The sequence below is a fragment of the Gordonia iterans genome (assembly GCF_002993285.1).
GTDB classification, from domain to species: Bacteria; Actinomycetota; Actinomycetes; order Mycobacteriales; family Mycobacteriaceae; genus Gordonia; species Gordonia iterans.
The window spans coordinates 2,515,278-2,540,594 of record NZ_CP027433.1; the positions used below are offsets into that span (position 1 = coordinate 2,515,278).

The following is a 25,317-nucleotide window of genomic DNA, read 5'->3' on the forward strand; positions in this document are numbered from 1 at the left end:
ACCAGGAGACCCGAGATGACAGCTCCCCCCGCCCCGCGCCCGACCGGCCGCATCCTGCAGGTGCTCAACCGGTTCCTCTATCCGCCGTTGCTGAAACTGATGTTCCTGGTGCCGCCGGAGCGGATCCATCGCATCATCGCCGGACTGCTGCGGTTCGCCGGGAAGACCCCCGGGGTCCACGCACTGGTCGCCGCGGTCCTGGCGCCACGCGATGACATCCTCCGTTCCCGGGCGTTCGGGGTCGACTTCCCCGCACCGATCGGGCTGGCCGCCGGGTTCGACAAGTCCGCCGAGGCGGTCAACGTCTGGGGCCAGCTGGGTTTCGGTTACGCCGAGATCGGCACCATCACCGGGCGTGCGCAACCGGGGAACCCGCAGCCCCGCCTCTTCCGGTTGCCCGCCGATCGCGCCCTGATCAACCGGATGGGCTTCAACAATCCGGGCGCCGAGGCGGCGGCGCTGAAGCTCGCCGAACCGCGGCCCGGCCCCCGCCGCGTCCCGATCGGCGCGAACATCGGCAAGACCAAGGTCGTGCCCGTGGACGAAGCGATCGCCGACTATCGGCTCAGCGCGCGTCTGCTGGGGCCGCTGGCCGACTTCGTGGTCGTAAACGTCAGCTCCCCGAACACGCCGGGTCTGCGCGATCTGCAGGCCGTCGAGTCGCTCCGGCCGATTCTCGCCGCTGTGCAGGAAGTCGCCGGGGTTCCGGTGCTGGTGAAGATCGCGCCGGACCTGTCCGACGAGGACGTCGATGCGGTGGCCGACCTGGCCGTCGAACTCGGGCTCGCCGGCATCGTCGCCACCAACACCACGATCAGCCGCTCGGGCCTGCGCACCCCTCCGGCCGAGGTCGAGGAGTGCGGGCCCGGCGGACTTTCCGGCCGTCCGGTCAAGGCACGCTCACTCGAGGTGCTGCGCCGCCTGCACGCGCGGGTCGGGGGCCGGGTGACGCTGGTGAGCGTCGGCGGCATCGAGACGGTCGACGACGCCTGGGAGCGGATCCGCGCAGGCGCGAGCCTGCTGCAGGTGTACACCGGCTTCATCTACGGCGGCCCGGTATGGCTGCAAGAACTGAACGACGGCATCGCCGCCCGCCTTCGGGCCGGCGGCTTCGGGAGCCTCGCCGAGGCGGTCGGCTCGGCGCCCGCCTGAGCGTCGCGAGAACTCAGGCGGACAGCCACGCCCGGGCGGCGGTGACCAGAGCAGCCACGCCCATCGTCGTCGTCGGTTCGATCACTGGAGCGTACTCGGGCGAATGGTTCGACGGGATCTGGCCGAGCACCGTCATCAGGTCCGCGGGCGGTGCGAACAGCTTCGGGTCGGCGCCGCCCAGGAACCAGTACACCGAGGGCGCGCCCGCTGCGGACCCGAGGATGCCGAAGTCCTCCGAGCCGGTGCCTGCCGGAACCGGGAGCACGCGGCCGGGGAAGGCCGTCTCGAACGCATCGATCACCCGGGTGGTCGCGGCGTCGTCGTTGACGGTCGGCGGCGAGTTGTAGACGGTGCGGATCTCCGGCATCCGGTCCGCGCCGGCGGCGGCCGCCTCACCGTCGACGATGCGCTTGATCGCGGCGAGCACCTTCTCGCGGACCTCGGGGGTGTACGTGCGCACCGACATTTCCAGGACGCCCTCGCCCGGAATGATGTTGTTCTTGGTCCCGACCTCCACGCGGCCTACGGTCACCACGGCCTCGTCGCCCGCCGCGACCTCCCGCGACACGATGGTCTGCAGGCGTGTGATCACCGCGGCCGCGAGCACCACCGTGTCGACCGTGGTCTCCGGACGCGAGCCGTGCCCGCCCCGGCCGAAGAGCTTGATCTCCAGCGCATCGCTGGCGGCGAGGGTGGCGCCCGGGTGATAGAACACCATGCCGGCCGGACCGGGTGCCACATGCTGACCCAGCACCACATCCGGGTGCGGGGCCTTGTCCAGGAGTCCGTCGTCGATCATGGCCCGCGCACCCGAGAGATTCTCCTCGGCCGGCTGGAACACCGCGACCACGGTGCCCTTCCATTCGTCGGTGGACCCGGCCAGTGTCGCTGTGGCGCCGACGAGCGCGGTGACGTGCATGTCGTGCCCGCACGCGTGCATCACCGGCGTGGGAACTCCGTCGGCGCCCTCGACCACCACGTCACTGGCGTAGTCCAGGCCGGTGGCCTCCTTGACCGGAAGAGCGTCCATGTCGGCCCGCAGCCAGACGGTGGGTCCTTCGCCGTTGCGGAGGATGCCGACCACACCGTATCCGCCGATGTGCTCAATCACCTCGTAACCGCTCTCCCGCAGCGCCGCGGCGACGATGCCCGAGGTCCGCTCCTCCTGCCCGGACAGCTCCGGGTGAGCATGCAGGTCGATGTAGAGGTCTTTCAGATCGGGCATGGCAGGTCCTTTCGAAGAGCGTGGGTCAGGAGGCGGTGTGGGTCAGAAGACGGTGTGGGTCAGAAGACGGTGTGGGTCAGAAGACGAGGTACTGCATGCCGAGGCCCACGAGCACGGCTAGCACCGAAGAGATCAACATGGGCGGAACGAACGAGCTGTTGACCAGGATGGACCCCTGCTTGGTGGAGCCGGTCTTGTCGGTCATGATGCAGGCCTGGCCGAGACCGCCCATGGAAGCCAGCAGATTGTTGCCGCCTGCGGCGCCGAGCATGCCGGCCATCGGCCCGACGCCGAGCCCGGCCGCCATCGAGATCGGCATCAGAATGGTGATCGAGGCGACCTGACTCTGGATCAGGGCGGCCAGCAGGAACAGGAGCACCGCGAACAGCGCCACCGAGACCCCGATCGAACTCTCCACGAAGCTCTTGATCTCTTCGGTGTGGTCGTTGATGATCGTGCCGGCCAGCACGGGCACCGCGAGCAGAAGCAATGCCGCGATCATGCCGGTCCCGATGATCGACTCCCCCATCACCTGCGGGGTCTTGACCCGGCAGAGCACCATGATCACGCCCGCCGCGGCGAACATCACGATCGGGATCATGAAGCTCATCGAGACGTGGGCCTCCACCACGGAACCGTCGGCCAACGACTTGGCGTACGTGGGGCGGAGGCTCTCGAAGAAGCCGAGGACCACTCCGATCACCACCGCGACCAGGAAGATATACGCGCTCCAGGAGGCGCGCTCGCGCAACGGCGGCAGGTCGTCGTCGACCAGCGGGGCCGGCGGCTCCACCTCGCCGGCAGCCAGGCGACGCTGGTACTCGGGATCGTTGTCGAGGTCTTTGCCGTACCGCGACATGACGATCGAGGTCAGCACGGTGGCGATCAGCGAGGCCGGCACCGTCACCGACAACAGCTTGGCGAGCGTCGTCGGTTGGCCACCGGCCTCGGCGATGTTCAGGAACACGTAGGTGATCGCCGCCACCGGGCTCGACATCAGCGCCAACTGGCAGACCGCGTTGGCGGTAGCCAGAATCCGTTCCGGCCGGATCTTCGCCGAGTACGAGACGCGATACATGATCGGGATCAGGGCGAAGGTGATGTTGCCGGTGCCGGACATCACGGTGAACAGCCACACGATCAGCGGCCCCACCACGGGGATCGCCTTCGGGTGCTTGCTCATCGCCTGGCCCGCGATGCGCACCAGGAACTCCATGCCGCCGGCGGCGCTCATCGCCGCCGAGGCCACGATCACCGCGAGGATGATGAAAATCGCGGTGACCGGCGGCGATCCGGGCTGCAGCCGCAATACCTCGACCATGATGAAGACCGACACGCCGGAGGCGCCGATCAGCGCCAGCGGGCCGTACTTGGCCGCGATCGCCAGCGGTATCAGGAATAGCAGGATCTCGACGATGGTACGCACGACTTCCATGGGCCGATCAACTCCTCAGACGAGAACACTGTGACGATGCGTTACTCAACCCGCGGTCGCATGACGGCGCTGGAGACTCGCCGGGGCGCTGGCACGCTTTGGCTGAAGAGCGTCACAGAAGCGCTGAACCCGAAGAACGCGGCCCACCGGCCGTCCTCCGAACGAAGGACGGCCGGCCGCGGTGCAGGCGAGTGCTACCGAAGGCTATTCGTCGCCCGGTTGCTCGAAAACACCCACGAGGGTGCCGCGCGCGATCGCGTGCGAGAAGAGGTTGAAACCGAGGAACGCCGGCGAGGCGCCGTCCGGAAGGTCCAGCGATTCGACGTCGACGGCGTGCACGACGAAGAAGTACCGGTGCGGACCGTGCCCGGGAGGCGGGCCCGCGCCGACGAACTGCGCCAGTCCTGCGTCGTTGCGCAGCGTGACCGCCTGGTCGGGCAGGGCACCGGAGTCCGGGAAACCGGCGCCGAGCGGCAGCGAGGTGACCGACGCCGGGAGGTCGGCGACCGCCCAGTGCCAGAAGCCCGACGCGGTGGGCGCATCGGGGTCGTACACCGTCACCGCGAAGCTCTTGGTCTCGGCCGGGAAGCCGGCCCAGCTCAGCTGCGGCGACTCGTCCTGCCCGCCGGCACCGAAGATCGCCGAGGCCTGCGGCAGCGGCAGCGTCTGCCCGTCGGAGAAGGTCTCCGAGGTGACGGTGATCTCCGGGAGGGCCGGGAGGTCGTCGTACGGGTTGTAGTCGGTCACGAGCATGGTCCTTTCGTCCGAACGCCTGTCAGCCTCATCCTTACCCGTCATGCTGCGTCCGCGCTCGGCCTCCGTTCAGGAATGGAGCAGGAAGTGCTCCAGCACGTCGGTGCCGAACAGCACCGCGTCGACCGGGACACGCTCGTCGATCCCGTGGAAGAGCGCGGCGAAGTCCAGTTCCGGCGGCAGTCGCAGCGGCGCGAAGCCGAAGCAGCGAATGCCGAGCTTGGCGAAGGCCTTGGCGTCGGTGCCGCCGGACAACATGTACGGGACCGTGCGTCCCTGGGGGTCGTGCGCCAGGATCGCGTCGTTCATCGCGTCCACGAGGTGGCCGTCGAACGTCGTCTCGACCGCATCCAAGTGAGTGATCCACTCGCGCTTGACATTCGGGCCGATGAGCTCGTCGATGGTCGCTTCGAACTCGGCCTGACGCCCGGGAAGCACGCGGCAGTCGATCACCGCCTCCGCGCGCTGCGGGATCACGTTCGCCTTGTACCCGGCACTGAGCATCGTGGGGTTCGCGGTGTCGCGCAGCGTCGCGCCGATGATGCGGGCCAGGTTGCCGATCTTGAACAGCGCCGTCTCCAGATCCGGAGTATCCGGATTGAACTCCAGCCCGGTCTCCTCCGACAGCGCGGTCAGAAATTCGGCGACCGATTCGGTCATCACCAACGGGAAGGTGTGTGCACCGATCCGCGCCACCGCCGACGCCACCTCGGTGACGGCGTTGTGATCGTGCAGGAATGATCCGTGGCCGGCACGGCCCTCGGCGGTGAGGCGCATCCAGGCAAGACCCTTTTCCGCAGTCTCCACCAGATACAAGCGCCGGACCTCGCCGTCGGGCCGATCGACGGTCAACGAGAACCCGCCCACCTCTCCGACGGCCTCGGTGATGCCGTCGAACAGATCGGGCCGGTGCCGGACCAGCCAGTGCGAGCCCCAGGTGCCCCCGGCCTCCTCGTCGGCCAGAAAGGCGAAGACGATCTCCCGGGGCGGCACCACGCCGTCGCGTTTGAACTGACGCGCCAGCGCCAAGACCATGCCCGCCATGTCCTTCATGTCCACGGCGCCGCGGCCCCAGATGTAGCCGTCGCGGATCGCACCGGAGAACGGGTCGACGCTCCAATCCTCGGCGGCCGCCGGGACCACGTCCAGATGCACGTGCACCAGCAACGCTCCCCGGTCGCTGTCGGGTGGTCCCGCCAGCCGCGCGAACACGTTTCCGCGGCCCGGCTGCCCCGACTCGACGTACTCGGTGACGTACCCGACCTCCTCGAGGAGCTGCGCGACCCACTTGGCGCAGTCCTCCTCGCCGCGGGTCGTCTCCAGATCTCCGGTGTTCGAGGTGTCGAACCGGATCAGCCGGCTCACCAGATCCACCACTTCGTCGGTCGCACGGGGGGAAGTCACCACCCCATTCAAGCCGATTTCCGGCGGATTTGGGATACCCGGCACAGGTTGGTTAGAGTTACACGGCGCACCGCGACGAGCGGTCCGCACACAATTGAGTCCGAGTGGCGGAATGGCAGACGCGCTAGCTTGAGGTGCTAGTGTCCTATTAACGGACGTGGGGGTTCAAGTCCCCCCTCGGACACCACACGATGACCCCGGAACCGTAACTGGTGCCGGGGTCATTGTCGTTGCGGTACAACAGAGCTCGGGGGGCCGACGCGGAGCCGGGGAGGACCGATGCACGACGACGACCGGGAAGGCGCAGCCTCGCCCGAGGGTCCCGGGTCCGCCGCCGACTCCGACTTCCCCGGTGCACGCACGCTCTGGTACCTCACCTTTCTCGCTCTGGTCGCCGGGATCCTGACCGGCTTCGTCGGGGGCGCGTTCCGCAAGCTACTGGTCGAGACCGAGGCCCTGCGGACCGATCTGGTCGAATGGGCCCACGGCCACGGCCCCTGGGGACCGCTGGTCCCGGTCGCGGTCAGCGCCCTGGCGGCGGGCCTGGCCACCTGGATCGGGCACCGCTGGAAGATGTCCGGCGGCAGCGGAATCCAGCACGTCGAGGCCGTCGAACGCGACCAGGACGTTCCGGCGCCGGCGAGCACCGTTCCGGCGCGGTTCGTCGGCGGTCTGCTGTCGATCGGTGTGGCCGGAATGGTGCTCGGTCGGGAGGGACCGACCGTGCACATGGGGGCGACGCTGGGGGCGCTCGTCGCACGGATCGGCCGCGCCACCCGCGACGAGATCCGCGTCCTGCAGACCTGCCTGTCCGGCGCCGGTCTGGCCGTCGCGTTCAACGCCCCGATCGGGGGTGCGATCTTCGTCTTCGAAGAGGTCGCGCACAAGGTGCGGATCCGCTACGTGATCTGGACGCTGGTCGCGGTGGCCGCCGCAGTCACCTGTTCACGCGTGGTCCTCGGCGATCACCCCGACTTCCGGGTCCTCGCACTCGCCGAGCCCGCGGTAGCGACGCTGCCGCTGTTCGCCGTGTTCGGCCTGTGCCTCGGGCTGCTCGCCGTCGGGTACAACTACGCCGTCACGCGGACCCTCGCCCGTGTGACGGCGGTCCGCGTCGTGCCGCCGTTCGGCACGGGCGCGGCGATCGGCGCGGTAATCGGCCTCGGCCTGGTCTACGTCCCGGAGGCGGTCGGCGGCGGCGACGCGCTCGCGCAGTCGATGCTCGACGGCCGCGAAGTGGCCTTCTGGATGCTCGCGCTCTACCTGGCGCTGCGCTTCTGCGCCGGTCCGCTCTCCTATGCCGCGGGCAGTCCGGGCGGCCTGTTCGCGCCGATGCTCGCGCTCGGCACCCTCGGCGGCGTGTTCTTCGCCCGCCTCGCCGAACTGTCCGGTGTACCGATCGACGCTGACACCCGGGTCACGCTGATGATCGCCGGGATGGCGGGCCTGTTCGCGGCCTCAGTCCGGGCGCCGTTCACCGGCATCGTGCTGGTGATGGAGATGTGCGCGATCACCACCGTCTCGATCTCGATGGTCGTCACCGCGGCGTTCGCGGTGATCGTCGCCTCCGCACTGCGCTCGCCGCCGGTCTACGACTCCCTGCGCGAACAGATGCTCGACGCCGAACGGCGCACCGGCCGTCGCGCCGACGGCACACCCCTGGAATGAGCCGCGATCACCGCGCCGTCTGCTCGATCAGGATCGTCGGGGTGCCCAGCGACGGTTCGCGCACCGTCGTCACCCGCGTGCCTGGCTTGCGGCCGGCGCGCACCTCGCTGAGGGTCAGCCCGAGACCGGTCAGCCTGGCGTGTTCGGCGTCGAGATCGGCGCACCGCCACGCCAGCCCCCACAGTGCGAACTCCGGTGCCGCCTCTCCCCCGGCCAGCACCTCGACGATCACCGAACGTGTGCGGAAGAACATCTGGGTGAGGCCGCCGAACGCCCGCTCCAGCCGCAGATCCAACCCCAGTCGCCCCGCGAACAGCGCCACGGCCGCGTCCACCGACGGTGCCGTGAACACGACATGGTCGAGTGCCGGCCGCCCGGCGACCGAGCCAGCCGAGGCAGTCAGCCCGATCGCCGGGACCCGCGTCGCCCGTCGCGCGCCGTCGGGCCCGGAGGCCTCGTCGAACGAGACGCCACGTCGCGCCGCCAGTTGCGCCGCGGCCGCGAGGTCGGCCGCCTCGAACGCGGCCCACGCCTCGTCGCCGCCGAGCACCAGCGAGCCGTTCGCCGCCGGCCACCGCACTTCTGAGACCGGATCGCCGAGCAGCGCGGTGTACGCGGCCCCGGCCTCGGCACCTCGCCCCGAGGGCACGGTCACCAGAACGTCGGACAGGCTGAGCGGATCTGTGCGCATGCCGCCATCGTGACACACGCCGGCCGTGCCGCCGGCGGTCCCTCGCGGCGGAAGAATGGCCCAGCGAGCAGTGGAGCCGGCGAAGGGTGAAGGCGGCATCGTGCCTGAGAATCACCGGACAATTACGCTTGACGCATCCTTCGAAGGGAGTCCCATGTCCGAGTCTGAAACCGGCGTCGCCCCAGGCGATACCGTCGTCGTCGCGGAAGCCGACGACGGCACTGCCCTCCCGGAGACAGGCGTCGGCCGTGCCGAGCCGGGACGGCTGTATCGGCTCGGCGTGTGGTGGCAGACCAACATCACGCACTTCTCGTACGCCGGCGCGGTCGTCGGGACCTTGATGATGTGGCTCTCGTTCACCCCGTCCCTGCTCCCCCGCGGCCCGTTCTTCCAAGGCGTCGTCGCCGGCGGCGCGGCCGCCGTCGGCTACGCGCTCGGCACGTTCATCGCATTCCTGGCTCGCTACATGATCTCCCGAGACGAGCCCTGGCCCCGGGCCGGCGCCAAGTGGTGGTCGGGGCTCGCCGCCGTCGCCGCGCTCGGCACGGTCGGCATGCTCTACCTGTACGGGTATTGGCAGAACCAGATCCGAGACCTGATGGGCGTGGAGCATCTCTCCTGGTCCGCTTACCCGCTCATCGTCGTGATCGGTGTGATCTTCTTCGTCCTGCTGGTGGTGATCGGCCAACTGTGGGGGGCCGGGGTCCGCGCTCTCACCGCCCGGCTGAACCGGAGGATCCCGCCGCGCATCTCGGCGGTCACCGCGGCGGCGGTCGCGATCGTGGTCACGGTGTTCCTCGTCAACGGCGTCGTCGCCGACTACGGCATGCGGGCGCTCAACTCGTCGTTCGCCGCGCTCAACGGCGAGAGCACACCCGACTCCGAGCCGCCGACGTCCACTCTCCGCTCCGGCGGGCCCGAGTCGAAGGTCAGCTGGCCGAGCCTGGGCCGCATGGGCCGGGCCTTCGTCTCCACCGGCCCGACCGTCGAGCAGCTCACCGAGTTCAACGGCGAACCGGCGACCGAACCGATCCGCGTCTACGCGGGACTGGAGTCGGCCGACGGCCCGCTCGCCACCGCCCAGCTCGTCGCCGACGAACTCGAACGCACCGGAGCCTTCGACCGCGAGCTGATCGGCATCGGCATGACCACCGGCACCGGCTGGATCAACCGGGCGACCGTCGACTCCCTGGAGTACATGTACAACGGGGACACCGCGATGGCATCCATGCAGTACTCGATGCTGCCGAGCTGGCTCTCGTTCCTGGTCGACACCGAACGCGCCCGACAGGCCGGTGTCGCACTGTTCGAGGCGATCGACATCCGTCTCCGGCGCATCCCCGAGGCCGAACGTCCTCTGGTGGTCGTGTTCGGCGAGAGTTTGGGCTCCTTCGGCGGCGAGGCGCCGTTCGGGTCGATGCCGACCCTGCTGGCGCGGACCGACGGCGCCCTGTTCAGCGGCCCGACGTTCAGCAACACGCTCTGGAACGACGTCACCCGCGACCGCCGACCCGGCTCACCCGAGTGGCAGCCGGTCTACCGCTACGGCGACCAGGTACGGTTCATCGCCGAGGGCGGCGACCTTCCCGAAGTCGACGGACAGCCGCACGACACGCGCGTCGTCTACGTCCAGCACGCCTCGGACCCGATCTCCTGGTGGTCGCCGGAGCTGATCCTGAACAAACCCGACTGGCTCCGGGAGCAACGGGGTCCCGACGTCCTCGCATCCACGCGCTGGATCCCGTTCGTCACGTTCCTCCAGGTGTCGGCGGACATGGCGGTGGCGGCCAACGTCCCGGACGGTCATGGTCACACGTACCTGGCGGCGATTCCGGCAGCGTGGGCGTGGATCCTGACGCCGGAGGGCTGGACGCCCGAGAAGACGGCGAAGCTGATCCCCCGCCTCACCCGCGACTGACCCGAGAGATAGAGTCCGGAGTGAACGTTCGATCCGTTTCCGTTTCAGGGAGTCCCAGATGAGCTACCGCACCGCCGATTACGAGGCCTTCGAGGTCAGCGTCGCCGACCACGTCGCCGAGGTGACCCTCATCGGTCCCGGGCGCGGCAACGCGATGGGTCCGGCCTTCTGGTCGGAGCTGGTGCCGATCTTCACCGGGATCGACGCGGACCCTGACGTGCGGGCCGTGGTGCTGACCGGCTCGGGGAAGAACTTCTCCTACGGACTGGACTTGCCCGCGATGTCCGGCGGCTTCGGGTCGGTGCTAGCCGACGATGCGAAAGCCAAGGCGCGCACGGACTTCCACGGCATGATCAAGCGCATGCAAGCCGGCATCAACGCCGTGGCAGACTGCCGCAAGCCGGTGATCGCGGCGATCGCGGGATGGTGCATCGGGGGCGGCGTCGACTTGATCACCGCCGTCGACATCCGAGTAGCGAGCGCCGACGCCAAGTTCAGCGTCCGCGAGGTGAAGGTCGCGATCGTCGCCGACATGGGTTCCCTGGCCCGGCTGCCGTTGATCGTCGGCGAGGGCCATACCCGCGAACTGGCGCTGACCGGCAAAGACATCGACGCCGCCCGGGCCGAGAAGATCGGACTGGTCAGCGACGTCTACGACGACCGCGAGGCCGCACTCGACGCCGCCCGCACCCTCGCCGCCGAGATCGCGGCGAACCCGCCCCTGGTGGTCCAGGGCATCAAGGACGTGCTCGACCACTCGCGCTCGGCCCGGGTCGACGACAGCCTCCGCTACGTCGCCGCGTGGAACGCCGCCTTCCTGCCGTCGAAGGACCTCACCGAGGCGATCACCGCGGTCTTCGAGAAGCGTCCGCCGGAGTTCGCCGGCGAATAGCGCTGGTCGAGCCGGTTCGCTGGTCCAGCCGGTTCGCTGGTGAGCGAAGTCGAGACCCCGGCACGGCTACGGTGTGTCGCGCTTTCAGGTCCAGCGCGTCACCGGCCGCACATCGAGATTCGGTATGCCGTCGAAATCCTGGGGATTCCCCGTGTACAGCGGCAGTCCGTGTGCAATCGCCGTGGCGGCGATCAAGGCGTCGTAGGCGCGTGCCGCCGGCTTCCGACCGGAGGATCGGAGTGCCGCGGCGACCGCGCCGAACGCACGCGCGCTCTCTGCGTCGAAGGGCACGACGTCGAGGTCCGCTTCGGCCTGCTGCAGGTGCTGCTGGCGCGCCGCCCGCTCGACCGGGTCCCGCGCGACATGCGGCCCGACCGAGAGCTCAGCCAGAGTCACCGCACTGATCAGCGCGACCTCCGGCAGTTGCTCTGCGTCGTCCAAACGGCCGAGCAAGATCACCGTCGACGTATCGAGCAACCCGCGCCCGTCGTCTCCGGCGCTCACAGCGAAGAGTCCAGCACTTCGTCGATGTCCGCGCGAAGCTGCGCCGGATCGACATGCGCCAGGTGACGGCGCCGACGGATCAACTCACTCGGCGATGTCCGCCCCGTGGGCACGGGACGCAGTTCGGCCACGGGCTCGCCGTCCCGAGTGACGACGAGCCTCTCACCGCGCTGAACTCTCCGCAGCACGTCGCCACCGTTGTTGCGCAGATCTCGCACCGTCACGGTCTTCGCCATCACCCGAGAGTATCACCGGTGAGACTCTCGGGTCGAGCTTCGGTGCGCCTGCGCAGTCAGGCCGGTGACAGCCGGAACACCGGGATCACCCGATCGGTGCGCTGCTCGTAGAGGTCGAAGTTCGGCCACACCCTGCGTAGTTCCTGCCAGGCTTCGGCGCGCTCGTCGTCGTACAGTTCTCGCCCGCGCATCGGCACGTGTCGGCCTTTGAACTCCACTTCGATCGTGTCCGCGGCGCGCAGGTTGTACACCCACACCGGCATCTTGGGATTGCCGAAGTACGACCCCGCCACGATCCACTCCGCCCCCACCGGCGCGGCGAGCACCGTCGTACTCCGCAGGATTCCGGATTTGCGGCCGGGGATGAGCATGGTGACGCTGGGCAGGCCGGCGATGGTCAGCAGGTCGACCCGGCCTCCCGACACCTTCTGGATGCCGTCGTCGACCTTGACGATCCACGGCAGATAATGCGGCAGCCAGGAAATCGATCCCACGCGCACCGCGAGCGGTGTCAGGAGGCCCATCGGATCACTTCAGACCGGCGACGAGGGTGTCCGAGAGCAGTTTGGCGAACTCGGCGGGGTCAGCCAGTTCTCCGCCCTCGGCCAGCAGCGCCATCGAATAGAGCAGCTTGGCGGTCGGTTCGAGGGCAGCGCGGTCGTCGCCGGCCTCCGTGTGCGCCTTGGCCAGCCCGGTGACCAGCGGGTGCTCCGGGTTGAGCTCGAGGATCCGCTTCATGTGCGGCACCGGCTGCCCCGACGCCCGGTACAGCTTCTCCAGTTGCGGCGACATCGAGAACGCGTCGCCCACCAGGCACGCCGCCGATTCGGTGAGGCGTTTGGTGAGCCGCGACTCGCTGACGTCGGCGTCGAGGACCTCGGTGAGCCAAGCGAGCAGGTCGGCGAATTCGGCGTCCCGCTCGGCGTCGTCTTCGGAATCCTCGTCATCGAGAGCGGCCTCTCCCTTGGCGACCGACACGAAGCGCTTGCCCTCGAACTCCGGCATGGCCGAGGTCCACATCTCGTCGACCGGATCCGAGAGCAGCAGCACCTCGATGCCCTTGGCGCGGAAGCCCTCCAGGTGCGGCGAGCGCTCGATCTGCTGCCGCGTCTCACCGGTCATGTAGTAAATGACGTCCTGGTCGGCCGAGCAGCGGGAGAGGTAGTCGGCGAGGGTGGTGGGCTCGTCGTCGGAATGCGTCGAGTCGAAGACCGAGGCCTTCAGGATCGCCTGGAAGTTGTCCTGATCGTTCACCAGGCCTTCCTTGAACACCCGGCCGAAGCTGCCCCAGAAGGTCTTGTAGTCGTCCGGGCGCCGGTCCTGCAGTTCCTGGACCGTGCCGATGACCTTCTTCACCAGACGACGGCGGATCGCCCGGATCTGCCGGTCCTGCTGCAGGATCTCGCGAGAGACGTTGAGCGACAGGTCGTTCGCGTCGACGACGCCCTGCACGAAGCGCAGATACTCGGGCATCAGTTCGGGACAGTCGTCCATGATGAACACCCGGCGCACGTACAGGTGCAGGGCGCTCTTGCGCTCGCGCATGAACAGGTCGAACGGCGCCTGAGAGGGCAGGAACAGCAGCGCCTGGTACTCGAAGGTCCCCTCCGCGTGCAGCGAGATGGTCTCCAGCGGCGCGTCCCAGTTGTGGCTGATGTGCCGGTAGAACTCGGCGTACTCCTCGTCGGAGACCTCGTCCTTGCTCTTGGCCCACAGCGCCTTCTGGGAGTTGAGCGTCACATCGACGGTCTCCACCGTCGCCTCGCCGCTCTCCTCAGAGCCTCCCTCGCCGGTCGAGCTGCCCTCGCCGGTCGAGCTGCCCTCGCCGGTCGAGCTGCCCTCGCCGGTCGAGCTGCCCTCGCCGGTCGAGCTTGTCGAGACCACCTCCGCCATCCGGATCGGCCACGCGATGAAGTCCGAGTACTTCTTCACCAGGCGGCGCAGCACGGCCGGATCGGTGTAGTCGTGCACGGCGTTCTCTTCGTCCACCGGCTTGAGGTGCAGGGTGATCGCCGTGCCCTGCGGCGCATCGTCGACGTCGTCGATGGTGTAGGTGCCGTCGCCCGTGGACTCCCAGCGGGTGCCGACGGCCTCGCCGGCCTTGCGGGTGACCATGCTCACGCGGTCGGCGACCATGAACGTCGAGTAGAAGCCGATGCCGAACTGGCCGATCAGCTCCTCGGAGGCCGCGGAGTCGCCGGCCTCGGCCAGCGCCTGGCGCAACTGGGCCGTCCCGGACTTGGCGACGGTGCCGATCAGTTCGATCACCTCGTCCCGGTTCATCCCGATGCCGTTGTCGGCGACGGTGAGAGTGCGCGCCTCCGCATCCGGGATCAGCTGAACATGCAGGTCGTCGGTGTCGACGACGAGGTCCTTATTGCGCAGCGACTCGATCCGCACCTTGTCCAGCGCGTCCGACGAGTTAGAGATCAGCTCCCGCAGAAAGCTGTCCTTGTTGGAGTAGATCGAGTGGACGACCAGATCCAGCAGTTGCCGCGCTTCGGCCTGGAACTCGTGGACTTGCGATGTCATGACGGAGTGCTCCCCAATCAGTCGGTGAAATCGGTGTCGCGGGCACCGGGTGGTGCGCGAGACCACTTTACCGGCGCGCCGAACGCGTAGTCTCAGGTCCGTGCCCGACACTCTCCGGACCGACGCGCCCAGCGCCCTGTTCGTTCACGCCCACCCCGACGACGAGTCGTTGTGGACGGGCGGTCTGATCGCCGATCTCTCGGCCCGTGGCGCGCCGACCACGCTGATCACCTGCACCTGGGCCGAGGGCACCTCCCGGCACCGGGAGCTGCTCGACGCGACGGCGGCGCTCGGGATGCACGAGCCGCCGATCATGCTCGGGTACGCGGACTGCTTCGTCCCCGAGTCGGCCCCCGGCGCGCCGCGCCTGATCGACGTGCCGTTCGACGACGCCGTACGCCAGATCGTCGAACAGATCCGGCGGCTGCGGCCGTCGGTGATCGTCACCTACAACGCGTACGGGATCTACGGGCATCCCGATCACATGCATGCGCACCGGCTCGCGGTGATTGCGGCCGACGTCGCCGCCATCGGCAGTTACGCCCCGGAGCTCGGCGATCCGTGGCAGACCTCCTCCCTGTACTTCGCGACCCTGCCCAAGGCCACCGTGGAAACCCTGCGCCCACACTTGCTGGCCGATTCGAAGATCCACATCGCCGGCACCGCCCCCGACCTGGTCAGCGTGAAGTTGGACCTGCAGCACCGGCTGGGCGAGAAGGTCCGCGCGATCACCTCGCACCGGACCGAACTCGCACGCAGCGGCTCGATGCAGCACTTCATGACCCTCCCGAAGGACATGCAGCGCCTGTTCCTCGGCTGGGAGGCCTATCGTCGTCGCGACCTGGTTCCCGGCGGCCGCGACCTGGTCTGATCCGGCCGCACGGGTCGAGCACCTCCAACAGGCTGCCGGATTGGCTTCCGACTGCCAGGTTAACCCGGCAGCAGCAGCCCAGCCCGGCTGCCGGAACGGAACCCGGCAGCACCTGGTCGCCCAGGTTCACGCGAGGTGCAGCCGGGCGATCCACTCCCGGACCAGCGGCACCACCCGGCCGGCCTCCAGGTCTGCCCAGATCCAGCGGATCACCATCAACCCAAGCGCCCGCAACTCGTCTTCCCGGGCCTTCTCCCGCATCACCGCCTGCGTCACGGTCTCGTCCGGCCGGAGGTCGCGTTGATACTTGCGGAGTCCGTCGAACTCGCCGATCAGTCGCCCTCCCCAGTCGAAGTCGACGCGGTGGCGCCGTTTCCGACCCGGGTACCAGACCTGCAGCGACGGCACGGGGAGTCCGGCGAGGATGAGTTGTGCTCGGCTCCACGATTCACCGACAGACTCGGAGTCTCCGTCGGCGAACGTCAATGCACGCGTCGCCATCGCGGAGCCGGTCCGGCGTCGGGCTTCGAGCTCCGCCTTGAGCTGGTCCACCGTCGCTCCCAGGCGGAGCGCGCCGTCGAGTGCGGTCAGCGCCTGAGCGAAGTCCCCGCAGCAGGCGATGTCGACGGCGGTCCTCGCCACCGAGGTGACGAGAACTCCGTCGACAGCGACGGCCTCGGCGTCGTCGATCTTTCCGGGATGCACGTGTCGGCGGTTCCGCATATGTCCTCCGCCACGACGGCCGCTGAACACGTGGACTCGGTCCAGGTCGGGCTTCAGCAGTTTCAGTCCGTGCAGCGCGGCCGCGGACTGGTGACCCAGCACCGGCGCAGCGCCGCGGCCTGCCGAGCCGAACGCGATGCATCGCATCCGGTAGTGCGCGTCGCCCCGTTCCGACCCGACGGGAAGGGCTCCGGGCAGCAGGTACGCTCCCTCGCCGAGATCCAGCAGCCGACCGCTCTTGACGTGCGCATGGAGCTGAGCGTCGGTGTATCCCTGCTTGAGCGCAGCGGCCCGCCTGATCACTCCGTGCCGATCTGTGTAGAACTCCACGGTCCTTAGACGCAGCGGAACCGGGCGCGGTTCCATCCGGGCGGTCCGAACACACCTCCGACTGCCGGATTCGCTATCGGCTGCCGGGTTAACGCAGCAGCGGCAGAGGAACTCGGCAGCCGGAACGGAATCCGGCATCATGATGCACGCTACAGCTCGCGGACGGTCAGGCCCAGACCGCTGGCTCGCTGGACCGGGCGGTTCACCGCGGCGATCAGCTCGGCTTCGGTGCCGACGATGTACACAGTCTCCCGGGCGCGCGTCACCGCGGTGTACAGCAGCTCCTTGGTGAGCAGTTGCGCGTCCACGCCCGGCAGCACGACGGTCACCGCGCCGAACTGGCTGCCCTGACTGCGGTGGATCGTCATCGCGTACACCGGCGACGCGTCCGCGACCTGGCTCGGGTGCAGCCGCATCACCTCGTCACCGCGTTCGAAGACCACCGTCCGGCCGTCTCCGTCGGCGATCACCACTCCCGAGTCGCCGTTGAAGATGCGGTGGGCGACGTCGTTCTTGTTCACCAGCAGCGGCTCGCCCACGTAGTTCCCGGTCGGCGGGATCGCTCCGCCGAGATCCTCGTTGATCCAGTCGACGATCCGCCGCGACCAGCCGGACACGCCGTACCGCCCGTCCCGGTGCGCGCAGAGCACCCGGTGCCGCATCAGCGCGGCGAGCGCATCGCGGTCCCGGCCCGCTCCTGCGGCGTCGTGCAGTGCCCGCGCCCACGAGATCACCTGGGCCCGAACGGGATCGGTCCGCTCCGGGTCCACCAGCACCACGCGGCCGAGAGTGTCAGCAGCGAAGCGCTGGGCACCCTCGCCGGTGATCAGGTCGACCACCTCGGCGGCGCCGTCCGGACCGTCCGCGGCCTGGATCGCAGCGGCGACCGCCGAGATCTGTCCGCCGTACCGGTGCCCGCGCGTCAGCGTGATCACCCCGTCGGCCAGCGCCAGTCGCTCAGCCTCGGTGAACTCTCCCTCCGGGGGCGGCGCCACCGCGAGGAACTCCTCGGGCAGGCCGGTCTCGACCCGCCCAGCCCGGTCGACGAGGTCGGCCAGCACGACTCCCGCGTCGACGGACGAGAGCTGGTGCGGATCACCGACCAGGATCAGCCGGGTGTCCGGTCGCAGCGCCTCCAGCAGCCGGCTCATCAGGGTGACCGAGAGCATCGAGGTCTCGTCGACCACCACCACCTCGTAGGGCAGCCGGTTGTCCGCACCGCGCCAGAACGAGCCGTCCGGCCGCGAGCCGAGCATCTTGTGCACCGTGGTGGCGACCGGGGCGTGATGCAGCCGGTGACCGCCCGTGCGGTAGTCGTTGATCGACGCCTGCATCTGTGCCGCCGCCCGGCCGGTCGGGGCACACAGTCCGATCCGCGCGTTCTCACCGAGAAGCTGCTCCATCACCGCGAGGATCCGCGCCACCGTGTAGGTCTTGCCGGTTCCCGGGCCGCCCGCGAGCACCGTCGTCCACGATGTGGCCGCCAGTGCCGCGGCCGCCCGTTGACGGTCGTAGTGTTCACCGGCCTCGGCGAAGACTGCGTCGACCGCGCGCCCCAGCCGGTCCGCATCCACTACGGGACGCCGCGACCGGCGACGATCCAGGATCGCGCGGATGCTCTGCTCCTGCCGGAAGTACTTGCGCAGGTACAGCAACGGCCCGGATTCGGAATCCACCAACGCGAGCGGCCGCAGCGGGCCGCTCGGACAGCCGGTGACCAGTGGTGAACGCCGCAGCGTATCGACGAGCGCCGCCGGCTCCGGCCACGGCAGCGGCTCCGGCTCTGCCGGTCCGTCGTCGGCCGGATCGTCGGGGCGCTCGGCGGTGATCGCGGTGATCTCATTCAGCCGGACACACGTCGACCCGGTCCGCACCGCCCGGACGGCGAGCGCGGTGGCCACCAGTTCGTCGTCGCCGATCGCGGCGCCGCTGAGCGCGGCCACCCGGCGCGCGACGTGCACGTCCGCCGCCGCGAACACCCCGGCGTCGTTGAACACGCGGAGCACGCCTGTCTCGGCCGTCACCAGTTGCCCGCTCACTGCTCGGCCTCTGTGGTCTCGACTCCGCTCGACCGACGAGAAGGCTCGTCCTCTGTGGTCTCGACTCCGCTCGACCGACGAGAAGGCCCGTCCTCTGTGGTCTCGACTCCGCTCGACCAACGAGAAAGCGCGTCCTCCTCCGTGGTCGCACCGGACCGCACGCCCGCAAGCAAGTCGGACATGTCTGTCACGAGCGCCGTCGGCAGTCGCCACTCGAACACGCCGCAGCCCGGTGGATTATCCGGCCCGGACATGCCGCGCACGAAGTGATACTGCACCGGTCCCAGGTGCTGCGCCGGATCGTAGCCGGGCAGCCGCCATCGCAGATACCGGTGCAGCGCCACCGAGTACAGCAGCGCCTGGAGCGGATAGTGCGACGCCGCCATCTCCTCGGCCATCGCCGCCGTGCCGAAGTCCTCGACGTTCAGGTCCCCGGGCCGCAACCTGTTGGTCTTGTAGTCGACCACCACGAACCTCCCCTGGGTCGTCCGCAGCACCGAGTCGATGCTTCCGGTGAGATAACCCCGGAACCGCTCGGTGGACACCGTCCGGACCGTCTCCGCATAATCGCGCAACGGGTCGTCTTCTGGGAGATGCGCCGCGAGCAGTTCTCCCACCTCGTCGAGCGTGAATCCCGGTGCGGCCAGCGGAAGTTCGAACTCCATCTCGGCCAGCCGGTCCCGCGGGCCGATGCTCGCCAGGTCTCCGAAGCCCAGCGGCGTGGTGAGCACGCCCATCAGTGCCCCCGCCAGCCGGTCGACGTCGATGTCGACGCCGCGACGTTCGGCGCCCTCGGCCGTCCGCAGCCGCACGTGCGCGGACAGGTCCGGCGCCGAGGTGTCGACGTGCTCGAGGACCTCGTGCACGAGCGTGCCGAACGCGGCCCCGAACGGCAGGCCGTTCATCAACGACGGTGTACCCGCAGCGTTCTCGGCGCCGACGGCAGGCGACTCGTCACCGGGCTCGGGCTCGTCATCGAGCAGGCCGTCCTCGGGTTCTGTCTCGACCCCGCTCGCGAGTGGGCCCGCGTGGGCGGCCGCATGCGCTTCACGCACGATGCCCGAGTACGAGGTGCGCCGCCAATCCTGGTCGATGTGCCCGGAGAAGACCGCCGCGGCCAATTCCGGCGTGCCGTCGATCCTCGGCGCCGGCCGCCAGCGCAGTCCGGCCGCATGGCGTCCCGCCGGTTCCACGCTGATCAGGCCCGGAGTCACCGACGCGGCCACCTGTTGCAGCCCGCCGATCACCTCGTGGTCGGTGCCGGGGATTTCGACGTAGGGCGGGATCGCGATGCTCTCCACTCCGGCTTCCACCGCCGCCCGGCGCTCCGCCGCGGTGAAGAGCAATCGATGCAGTGCGCCCTGCCTCGTCGGCACCGACGGCCCCCACCAGGCGACGACCTGGGACCGGGCCCGCGTCATCGCGACGTACAGCAGGCGCAGATCCTCCCCTGCCTCCTCGACCAGGTGCCGCTCTTCCCGGTGCGGACGACCCGGCGCGGCGAGACCGCCGACGTCCAGACGACGTGCGCCGGACTCGTCGTGGTAGACGAAGGTCTCCTGCTCCGGCATGCGGGCGCCGTCCCAGCCGAAGGGCAGGTAGACGATCGGAAACTGCAAGCCCTTGCTGGCGTGCACGGTCATGATCGACACCGCACGCGTGTCCCGGTCGAGCCGCCGAGTCTGGGCTCCGCCGTGCCGCATGTTCGACGGGTCGGCGATCTGCTCGGCGAGCCAGGCCACCAGCGAGGCCAGCCCACCGATCCCGGAAGCCGCGTGTCGATTGCACAGGTCGGCCAACTGCCGGAGGTCGGTCAGCAAGCGCTCGCCGCCCTCTTGTCCCAGCAGGCGCCGTTCGGTGGCGAACTCGTCGAACAGGCGTGACGACATCAGGGCGAACCCGCCGTCGGCGAACGACCGGGCCAGATCGGCCAGCGCCGCCGCCAGACTGCCGACCTTCTCGTCGCCGCCCGCGTCCAGGTCGGCGGCGGACACGCCCAGCAACGGGGTCAGCGCGGCGAGTCGGACCTTCGTCGACGCCGACGGCTGCTCGATCGCCGCCAGCGCATACCACCAGTGCCGTGCCGCGGGCGTCTTGAAGATCGACGTCCCCGACCGCACGACCGACGAGATGCCGCGTTCGGCCAGCGCCGCCTGGAGCGGCTCCACCGAACCGTTCTTCCGGACCAGGATCGCGACATCGGCCAGCTCCACCGCACGCAGACCGCGCCCGTCGCCGGAATCGACGAGCGCCCCCGAGGACAGGAAGGCTGCGAGGTCGTCGGCGGCATCCTGCGTGACCCGCTGGCGGACCGCCGCGACCGACGGCAGTCCGTCTCCGCCGAAGTCGTAGGTGAGGAAGGCCCGAAGGCGCAGCGGCGCTGCGAAATCCGTCGGTCCGGCAGACTCCGGCGTACCCGGTCCGGCGTGTAGTCGCGAGGTCTGCTGCGCGGCATCGACCGGCTGATAGGCGATGCGCCGATCACCGAAGGCGGTTCCGGCGAAGACTCCGCCGAGCGCGCGCACCAGCGGGCCGTCGCTACGCCGATTGGTGCTCAGCCGGCGCTGCTCGGAGGCGTCGTGCACGGCGTCGAGATAGCTGGTCACCTCAGCGCCACGGAACGCGTAGATCGACTGCTTGGGGTCGCCCACCAGGACCAACGGGATGCGGGCGCTCGCGTCGCCGTCGGCGCCGGAGTGGAAGCACTCGCGCACGATCGCCCACTGTTGCGGGTCGGTGTCCTGGAACTCGTCGATCAGCACGACGGAGAACTGCTCGCGGATCCGGGCCCGAGCGGCCGCCCCGACCAGCGGGTCCGTGACGATGCGATGCAGCACGTTCTGGAGGTCGTCGTAGGTACGCACGCGTGCCAGCCGTTTGCGGAACTCGATCTCGGTGCGCGCCCGGGCCGCCAGTTCGACCCGGAGTGCCGCGGGCTCGTCGCATTCGTCGCCGTCGGGCGCCAGGCGCGCCGCCGACTGGGCGACGGCGTCCTGGGCGACCGTGATCACGGTCGCCAGGTCCGGCGCGCCGTCCGCGCCACCGGCGAAGCGGCGCAGGTACATGTCGCGGGCGAGTTCGTCGACCAACTCGTCGACGTTCTCGGTGATCGGGAACCGCTGCTCCCGGTCGCCGAGGAAACCCAGTGCCGACAGCATCCGGTTGCAGAAGGTGTGCGTGGTGGCCACGACGGCCGCGTCGAAGTCACTCATCGCGACCGCGAGATTCCGCTGTCGTTCGGCGATGTCCGCCTCGGTACCCGAGCACAGCAGACGCAGCACGTCGTCGGCCGCCGGGTCGGCGCGCGTGCCGGCCGGATCGTCGAGCGCGTTCAGCGCCGTGCCGATCCGTTCCCGGGTGCGCTCGCGGAGTTCGTCGGAGGCCGCGTTCGAGAACGTCGCCATCAAAAGCCGATCGACCGGGGTGCCGGCGGCCAGGTAGCGCAACGCGAGCGACACGATCGCATAGGTCTTGCCCGTTCCGGCACTGGCTTCCAGGACCACGGTGCCGGCGGGCAGGTCGCCGCACGGGTCGAAGGGAACGATCGCCGTCATCGCTGGCTCTCTTCCGCCAGGAGCGGTCCGAACACCGCGCGGGCCAACCGTACGAAGCTCTGTCCGGCCGGGGTATGACCGTCGTGTTCGACGACCTCGGGCAGCTCGGGCGCCAGCTCGACGAACGGCGCGGCGCCCGCCATGCCGATCAGCGCATCGACCGGCAGAACCCGCTCGGGGTCGGGATCGTCGTCCAGGACCAGTCCGGCGTACGGGTCCTTGAACTCCCACCTGCCCAGCCCGCGGACGGCCTTGAGCGCTATCGCCGGCCGGCCCGAGGCATAGCCGCGCGCGGCCGCCTCGGCCGCGGCGGGCGGCAGCCACAGGGGCGCCCGAAGGCCGGCGTCGCGCACGGCGATCAGTCTCCGCAGGATCTCTCCCGGATCGTCCGGCAGGCGCAGCCGGCGCATCTCGGCCCGACGGCCCCGGCCCCCGCCGACCACGACCGCCTCGGTGACGGTCCGCGACGCGCCGACCGCGATCGCGAGGAGCCTGATCCACGCCGACAACCTGTGGCCCGGCTTCAGCCGCGAGTAGGTCACCGCGACGAGCTGCTCGTCGAACACGTCGCCGACGGTGCCGTACAACCGCCGCCCGTCGGGCAGTTCGTGGAGGACGTCGACGGTGTCGCCGTGGTCATGTGCACGATGAGTCTGGGCGAGTTGACCGATGGCCTGCGCCTTCTCCTCGATCGGGGCCAGCAGCGCCGCTCCGATCGCGAACGGCGGCAGCGAGCCCCGCCGCAATTCGGCGGCGCCCAGCACCCGCGGGTCCTCGCCGCCGAGGAACCCGCGCAGGTGCCGGTCGCCGATCTTCCATTGCGCCAGACCGTCCAGATCCACCTCGAGTTGGTCCGGATGCGTCTCGTCGCGTCGCGGCAGCATCGCGCCGAGACGCTGTCGAACGAACCGTTCGGTCGGGGCGGCGAAGAAGTCGATCAGCGCGGCGAGGTCGATGTCGTCGGCGTCCCCGCGCGGCGGGAGCACGGCGTCCCGCAGAAGTGCGGGCCGGGAGCCCGGCGCCCCGGACGCGTTCAGCCGGGCGAGCTCCCGGGCGCCGTGGAGCAACCGGGCGTCATAGCTACGCGGGCCGCCGTCGCGGCCCACGAGGAAGTTGCGTTCGTCGAACGGGTGCAGCGTGTGTCTGATCACCACACCCGGCGCGCTCCCGCCGAGTATCCGTCCCGCCGTGTCGATCAGCTCTTCCACGACCACCGGCGGCGGCACGTCTCCCCCGGTCACCGGATCGGAGCCGGTGTAGAAGACCAACAGGTGATCCTGCGCTGCAGTGAGGGCGTCGAGGAAGACCTGCCGATCTTCGTCGTGCCGGTCCCGCTCTCCGATCAGCGGCAGCCGGGCGAGAACGTCGTCGCCGTCGACCGCCGAGCCGCGCGGAAACGCGCCGCTGTCCATACCTAGCAGCACCACCGCACGGTGAGGCACCGATCGCATCGGCGTGAGCGTGCACACTGTCAGCTCCCCGGTGCGGAAGTTGGAGCGGGTCGGGCGCGCGGCGAGCAGGCCGTCCATGAGGTCGCGCAGATCCGCCAGCGCGAGCGTGACGCCCCGGGCGCCGGCCGAACCGAGCGACTCGCCGATCATTTCGACGGCCTGGGCCCGTTGCCACTGGGTCTCGCGCCCGGCCGCGGTCAGCCGGTCGACCGCCTCGACCAGGAGCTGCGCCCATTCGGGCGCCGGTCGCGGCGTGTCCATCGCGGCGAGCAGCGCGCCGAGACGGTCGACGAACTCGGCGAAGCGACCCGCAAGGTCGATCTTGGTCGACTCGATCCCGTCGAGGGGCAGCCCGACGCCGAGCCACTCGTTGGACGTCTCTTCGGCGAGAACCCCCAGCAGCACCCGGTCCCGACCGGCGACGGCGGTGCCCTGCGGAAAGCCGGCCAGCCCGAAACGATCCCGTTGCGTGCCGTCGATCCCCCAGCGGATTCCCGCCCGCTCGACCCACCCGGCGAGGAGCTCGAGGTCGTCGTCGGTGAGCTCGAAGCAGCGCCGGACCGCCGGCTGCGCGATCAAATCGAGCAGATCCCCGGAACGGACCCGCCCTGCCGCCAGATCCAGCACGGCGGCGAGCACGTCGAGGACCTCGTTGGTCTCGCGCAGACCGCGGTCGGCGAGCTTGACGCGCAGTGAGTACCCCGGATGGTCGCGGCCGGCCTGCCCGAACGTTCCCGCGATCAGCGGTGCGAAGGTCTCCACGTCCGGGCACATCACCACCACGTCGCGCGGCTGCAGCTCCGGATGATCGTCGAAGAGCCGCAGCAGTCGGTCCCGGAGGACTTCCACCTGGCGTTCTGGTCCGTGACAAGCATGGACTTCGAGGGAGTCGTCGGCGACGGCGCCGGGCACGGTCTCCAGACGGTCGCACCGCAGTCCCTCCTGGACCGCGGCCAGGACCGTGGACGACGTCGCGTCGGCTGCCGGCAGCGGGTGATACACCTCCCGGGCCCGCAGCGGGCCCAGCACCTCCTGCAGTTCGCAGACGTCGCGGGCCAGCACCGCCAGCAAGGGATGTTCGGGCCGCGGACCGGTGCGCCGGTCGCGGGGACGCGGAACCGGGCCGGCGGTCTCGGCGACGGCGCGCCACAGCGCCTCCGAGGGATGCGGCAGGAACAGGGACACGTCGCGACCGGCGGCGAGCGCGCCCAGCAACCGCCGCAGCGACTCCGGTATCCGGGTGGGACCGAAGAAGGCCAACCGCTCGGGCAGCTCCACCAGGGCGGGCTCGGCGGCGAGTCGCGCGGCGACGGCGTCGAGCTGCTCGGCCAGATGCGGCTGCCCGATGCGGTCCCGGACCCGGCGCCACAACCAGGGCTGCCAGGTGAAGCCTTCCGGCAGCGGACGTCCGGGCCCGTCGGCGCCGCCGGTCCCGTCGGTGTCGTGCCCGGCGGCCCACTCGACGAGCATCGCGGGACGCTGCCATCCGTACCCGGCGAAGAGACCGGCGATCACCGACGCGGCGGCGAGGCGCCGCCCGCGCCGGTCCTCGCCCCCGAGGTGGTTCCTGAGCACCGCGAGCCGTGGATCGCCGATCTCGTCGTCGAGCACGTGCAGCACCGGCCACACGAGACGGTCGGAATACCAGGGCTCAGCGGCGTCGGGATCGTCGGCGGTAGCCAGCACGACCTGGCGGAGCAGACGTTCTGGGGAGGGAAAGTCGATGTTGGCGGCGATGCCGTCGGATCGCCCGGTGCCGCCGAGCCGCAGAGCGAGCCGCTGCTGCAGCCACCGCTCCACGCCCCGCGCCGGGACGGCGACGGTCTCGCGAGCCATCGGATCCGCCGGCGGCACCGCCAGCTGCCCGGCCAGCACGTCGGCGAGCACATCGGCCCGTTCTGCGCGATGCACCGTCAGCATCGTGCACCCCCTTCCGCCG

18 protein-coding genes and 1 tRNA gene are annotated in these 25,317 nt (G+C 69.8%); 6 read left to right on the forward strand and 13 right to left on the reverse strand.

Translation table 11 applies throughout. The features are described from left to right. Positions 1-15: 15 nt before the first annotated feature. Positions 16-1,152 (forward strand): quinone-dependent dihydroorotate dehydrogenase, encoded by a 1,137-nt coding sequence (locus C6V83_RS11555; RefSeq protein ID WP_407646160.1) that lies wholly within the window; start codon positions 16-18, stop codon positions 1,150-1,152. Positions 1,153-1,165: 13 nt separating this feature from the next. Here C6V83_RS11555 and C6V83_RS11560 read toward each other — a convergent pair whose 3' ends face one another. From C6V83_RS11560 to C6V83_RS11575, 4 genes are all read right to left on the reverse strand, one after another. Next, entirely contained in the window at positions 1,166-2,377 is a 1,212-nt protein-coding gene (locus C6V83_RS11560) for an amidohydrolase (RefSeq protein WP_105942519.1), read from the reverse strand. A 76-nt stretch (positions 2,378-2,453) separates the two neighbouring features. After that, the gene (locus C6V83_RS11565) at positions 2,454-3,812 is read right to left on the reverse strand and encodes an anaerobic C4-dicarboxylate transporter family protein (protein WP_105942520.1); all 1,359 of its coding nucleotides are present in this window, start codon (positions 3,810-3,812) and stop codon (positions 2,454-2,456) included. Positions 3,813-4,016: 204 nt separating this feature from the next. Beyond that, the gene (locus C6V83_RS11570) at positions 4,017-4,559 is read right to left on the reverse strand and encodes a YbhB/YbcL family Raf kinase inhibitor-like protein (protein ID WP_105943894.1); all 543 of its coding nucleotides are present in this window, start codon (positions 4,557-4,559) and stop codon (positions 4,017-4,019) included. 75 nt (positions 4,560-4,634) lie between these two features. After that, positions 4,635-5,969 (reverse strand): M20/M25/M40 family metallo-hydrolase, encoded by a 1,335-nt coding sequence (locus C6V83_RS11575; protein WP_105943895.1) that lies wholly within the window; start codon positions 5,967-5,969, stop codon positions 4,635-4,637. 98 nt (positions 5,970-6,067) lie between these two features. On the opposite strand from C6V83_RS11575, the gene C6V83_RS11580 reads away from it, so the two are divergent. Both C6V83_RS11580 and C6V83_RS11585 read left to right on the forward strand, forming a co-directional pair. Then, positions 6,068-6,156, forward strand: a tRNA-Leu gene (locus tag C6V83_RS11580). A 92-nt stretch (positions 6,157-6,248) separates the two neighbouring features. Continuing rightward, positions 6,249-7,637: a ClC family H(+)/Cl(-) exchange transporter gene (locus C6V83_RS11585; protein WP_105942521.1), complete on the forward strand. Its 1,389-nt coding sequence runs from the start codon at positions 6,249-6,251 to the stop codon at positions 7,635-7,637. A gap of 7 nt (positions 7,638-7,644) precedes the next feature. Here the strand turns inward: C6V83_RS11585 and C6V83_RS11590 are convergent, their stop codons facing one another. Further along, the gene (locus C6V83_RS11590; protein ID WP_105942522.1) at positions 7,645-8,328 is read right to left on the reverse strand and encodes a VOC family protein; all 684 of its coding nucleotides are present in this window, start codon (positions 8,326-8,328) and stop codon (positions 7,645-7,647) included. A 154-nt stretch (positions 8,329-8,482) separates the two neighbouring features. On the opposite strand from C6V83_RS11590, the gene C6V83_RS11595 reads away from it, so the two are divergent. Together C6V83_RS11595 and C6V83_RS11600 are read left to right on the forward strand one after the other, a co-directional pair. After that, on the forward strand, positions 8,483-10,246 hold the full coding sequence (locus C6V83_RS11595; RefSeq protein WP_105942523.1) for an alpha/beta hydrolase: 1,764 nt from the start codon (positions 8,483-8,485) through the stop codon (positions 10,244-10,246). Positions 10,247-10,304: 58 nt separating this feature from the next. Beyond that, on the forward strand, positions 10,305-11,138 hold the full coding sequence (locus C6V83_RS11600; protein ID WP_105942524.1) for a crotonase/enoyl-CoA hydratase family protein: 834 nt from the start codon (positions 10,305-10,307) through the stop codon (positions 11,136-11,138). Positions 11,139-11,222: 84 nt separating this feature from the next. Here C6V83_RS11600 and C6V83_RS11605 read toward each other — a convergent pair whose 3' ends face one another. Genes C6V83_RS11605 through htpG form a run of 4 tightly spaced genes read right to left on the reverse strand, consistent with a single transcriptional unit; the run spans position 11,223 to position 14,410 of the window. Further along, positions 11,223-11,642, reverse strand: coding sequence for a type II toxin-antitoxin system VapC family toxin (locus C6V83_RS11605; protein ID WP_105942525.1), 420 nt, complete (start codon positions 11,640-11,642; stop codon positions 11,223-11,225). Beyond that, positions 11,639-11,878 (reverse strand): type II toxin-antitoxin system Phd/YefM family antitoxin, encoded by a 240-nt coding sequence (locus C6V83_RS11610; protein ID WP_199832501.1) that lies wholly within the window; start codon positions 11,876-11,878, stop codon positions 11,639-11,641. The genes C6V83_RS11605 and C6V83_RS11610 overlap by 4 nt, the downstream gene beginning before the upstream one ends. Before the next feature lie 56 nt (positions 11,879-11,934). Next, positions 11,935-12,402 (reverse strand): nitroreductase family deazaflavin-dependent oxidoreductase, encoded by a 468-nt coding sequence (locus C6V83_RS11615; protein WP_105942526.1) that lies wholly within the window; start codon positions 12,400-12,402, stop codon positions 11,935-11,937. A 4-nt stretch (positions 12,403-12,406) separates the two neighbouring features. Then, the gene (htpG, locus tag C6V83_RS11620; protein WP_105942527.1) at positions 12,407-14,410 is read right to left on the reverse strand and encodes a molecular chaperone HtpG; all 2,004 of its coding nucleotides are present in this window, start codon (positions 14,408-14,410) and stop codon (positions 12,407-12,409) included. A gap of 100 nt (positions 14,411-14,510) precedes the next feature. Between htpG and C6V83_RS11625 the strand changes: the two genes are divergently transcribed. After that, positions 14,511-15,281: a PIG-L family deacetylase gene (locus C6V83_RS11625; RefSeq protein WP_234353699.1), complete on the forward strand. Its 771-nt coding sequence runs from the start codon at positions 14,511-14,513 to the stop codon at positions 15,279-15,281. A 126-nt stretch (positions 15,282-15,407) separates the two neighbouring features. On the opposite strand, the gene C6V83_RS11630 is transcribed toward C6V83_RS11625, so the two are convergent. The 4 genes from C6V83_RS11630 to recC form a co-directional block, all read right to left on the reverse strand. Beyond that, positions 15,408-16,370 carry a type IV toxin-antitoxin system AbiEi family antitoxin domain-containing protein gene (locus tag C6V83_RS11630; protein WP_105942528.1) on the reverse strand — a complete coding sequence of 321 codons (963 nt, stop codon included), beginning with the start codon at positions 16,368-16,370 and terminating at the stop codon, positions 15,408-15,410. A 113-nt stretch (positions 16,371-16,483) separates the two neighbouring features. Then, complete coding sequence (gene recD, locus C6V83_RS11635) at positions 16,484-18,358, reverse strand: exodeoxyribonuclease V subunit alpha (RefSeq protein ID WP_234353700.1); 1,875 nt, start codon at positions 18,356-18,358, stop codon at positions 16,484-16,486. Positions 18,359-18,369: 11 nt separating this feature from the next. Next, complete coding sequence (locus C6V83_RS11640) at positions 18,370-21,927, reverse strand: UvrD-helicase domain-containing protein (protein WP_105942530.1); 3,558 nt, start codon at positions 21,925-21,927, stop codon at positions 18,370-18,372. Then, entirely contained in the window at positions 21,924-25,298 is a 3,375-nt protein-coding gene (gene recC / locus C6V83_RS11645; protein ID WP_105942531.1) for an exodeoxyribonuclease V subunit gamma, read from the reverse strand. Before recC ends, C6V83_RS11640 begins: the two co-directional genes overlap by 4 nt. Between the last annotated feature and the right edge of the window lie 19 nt (positions 25,299-25,317).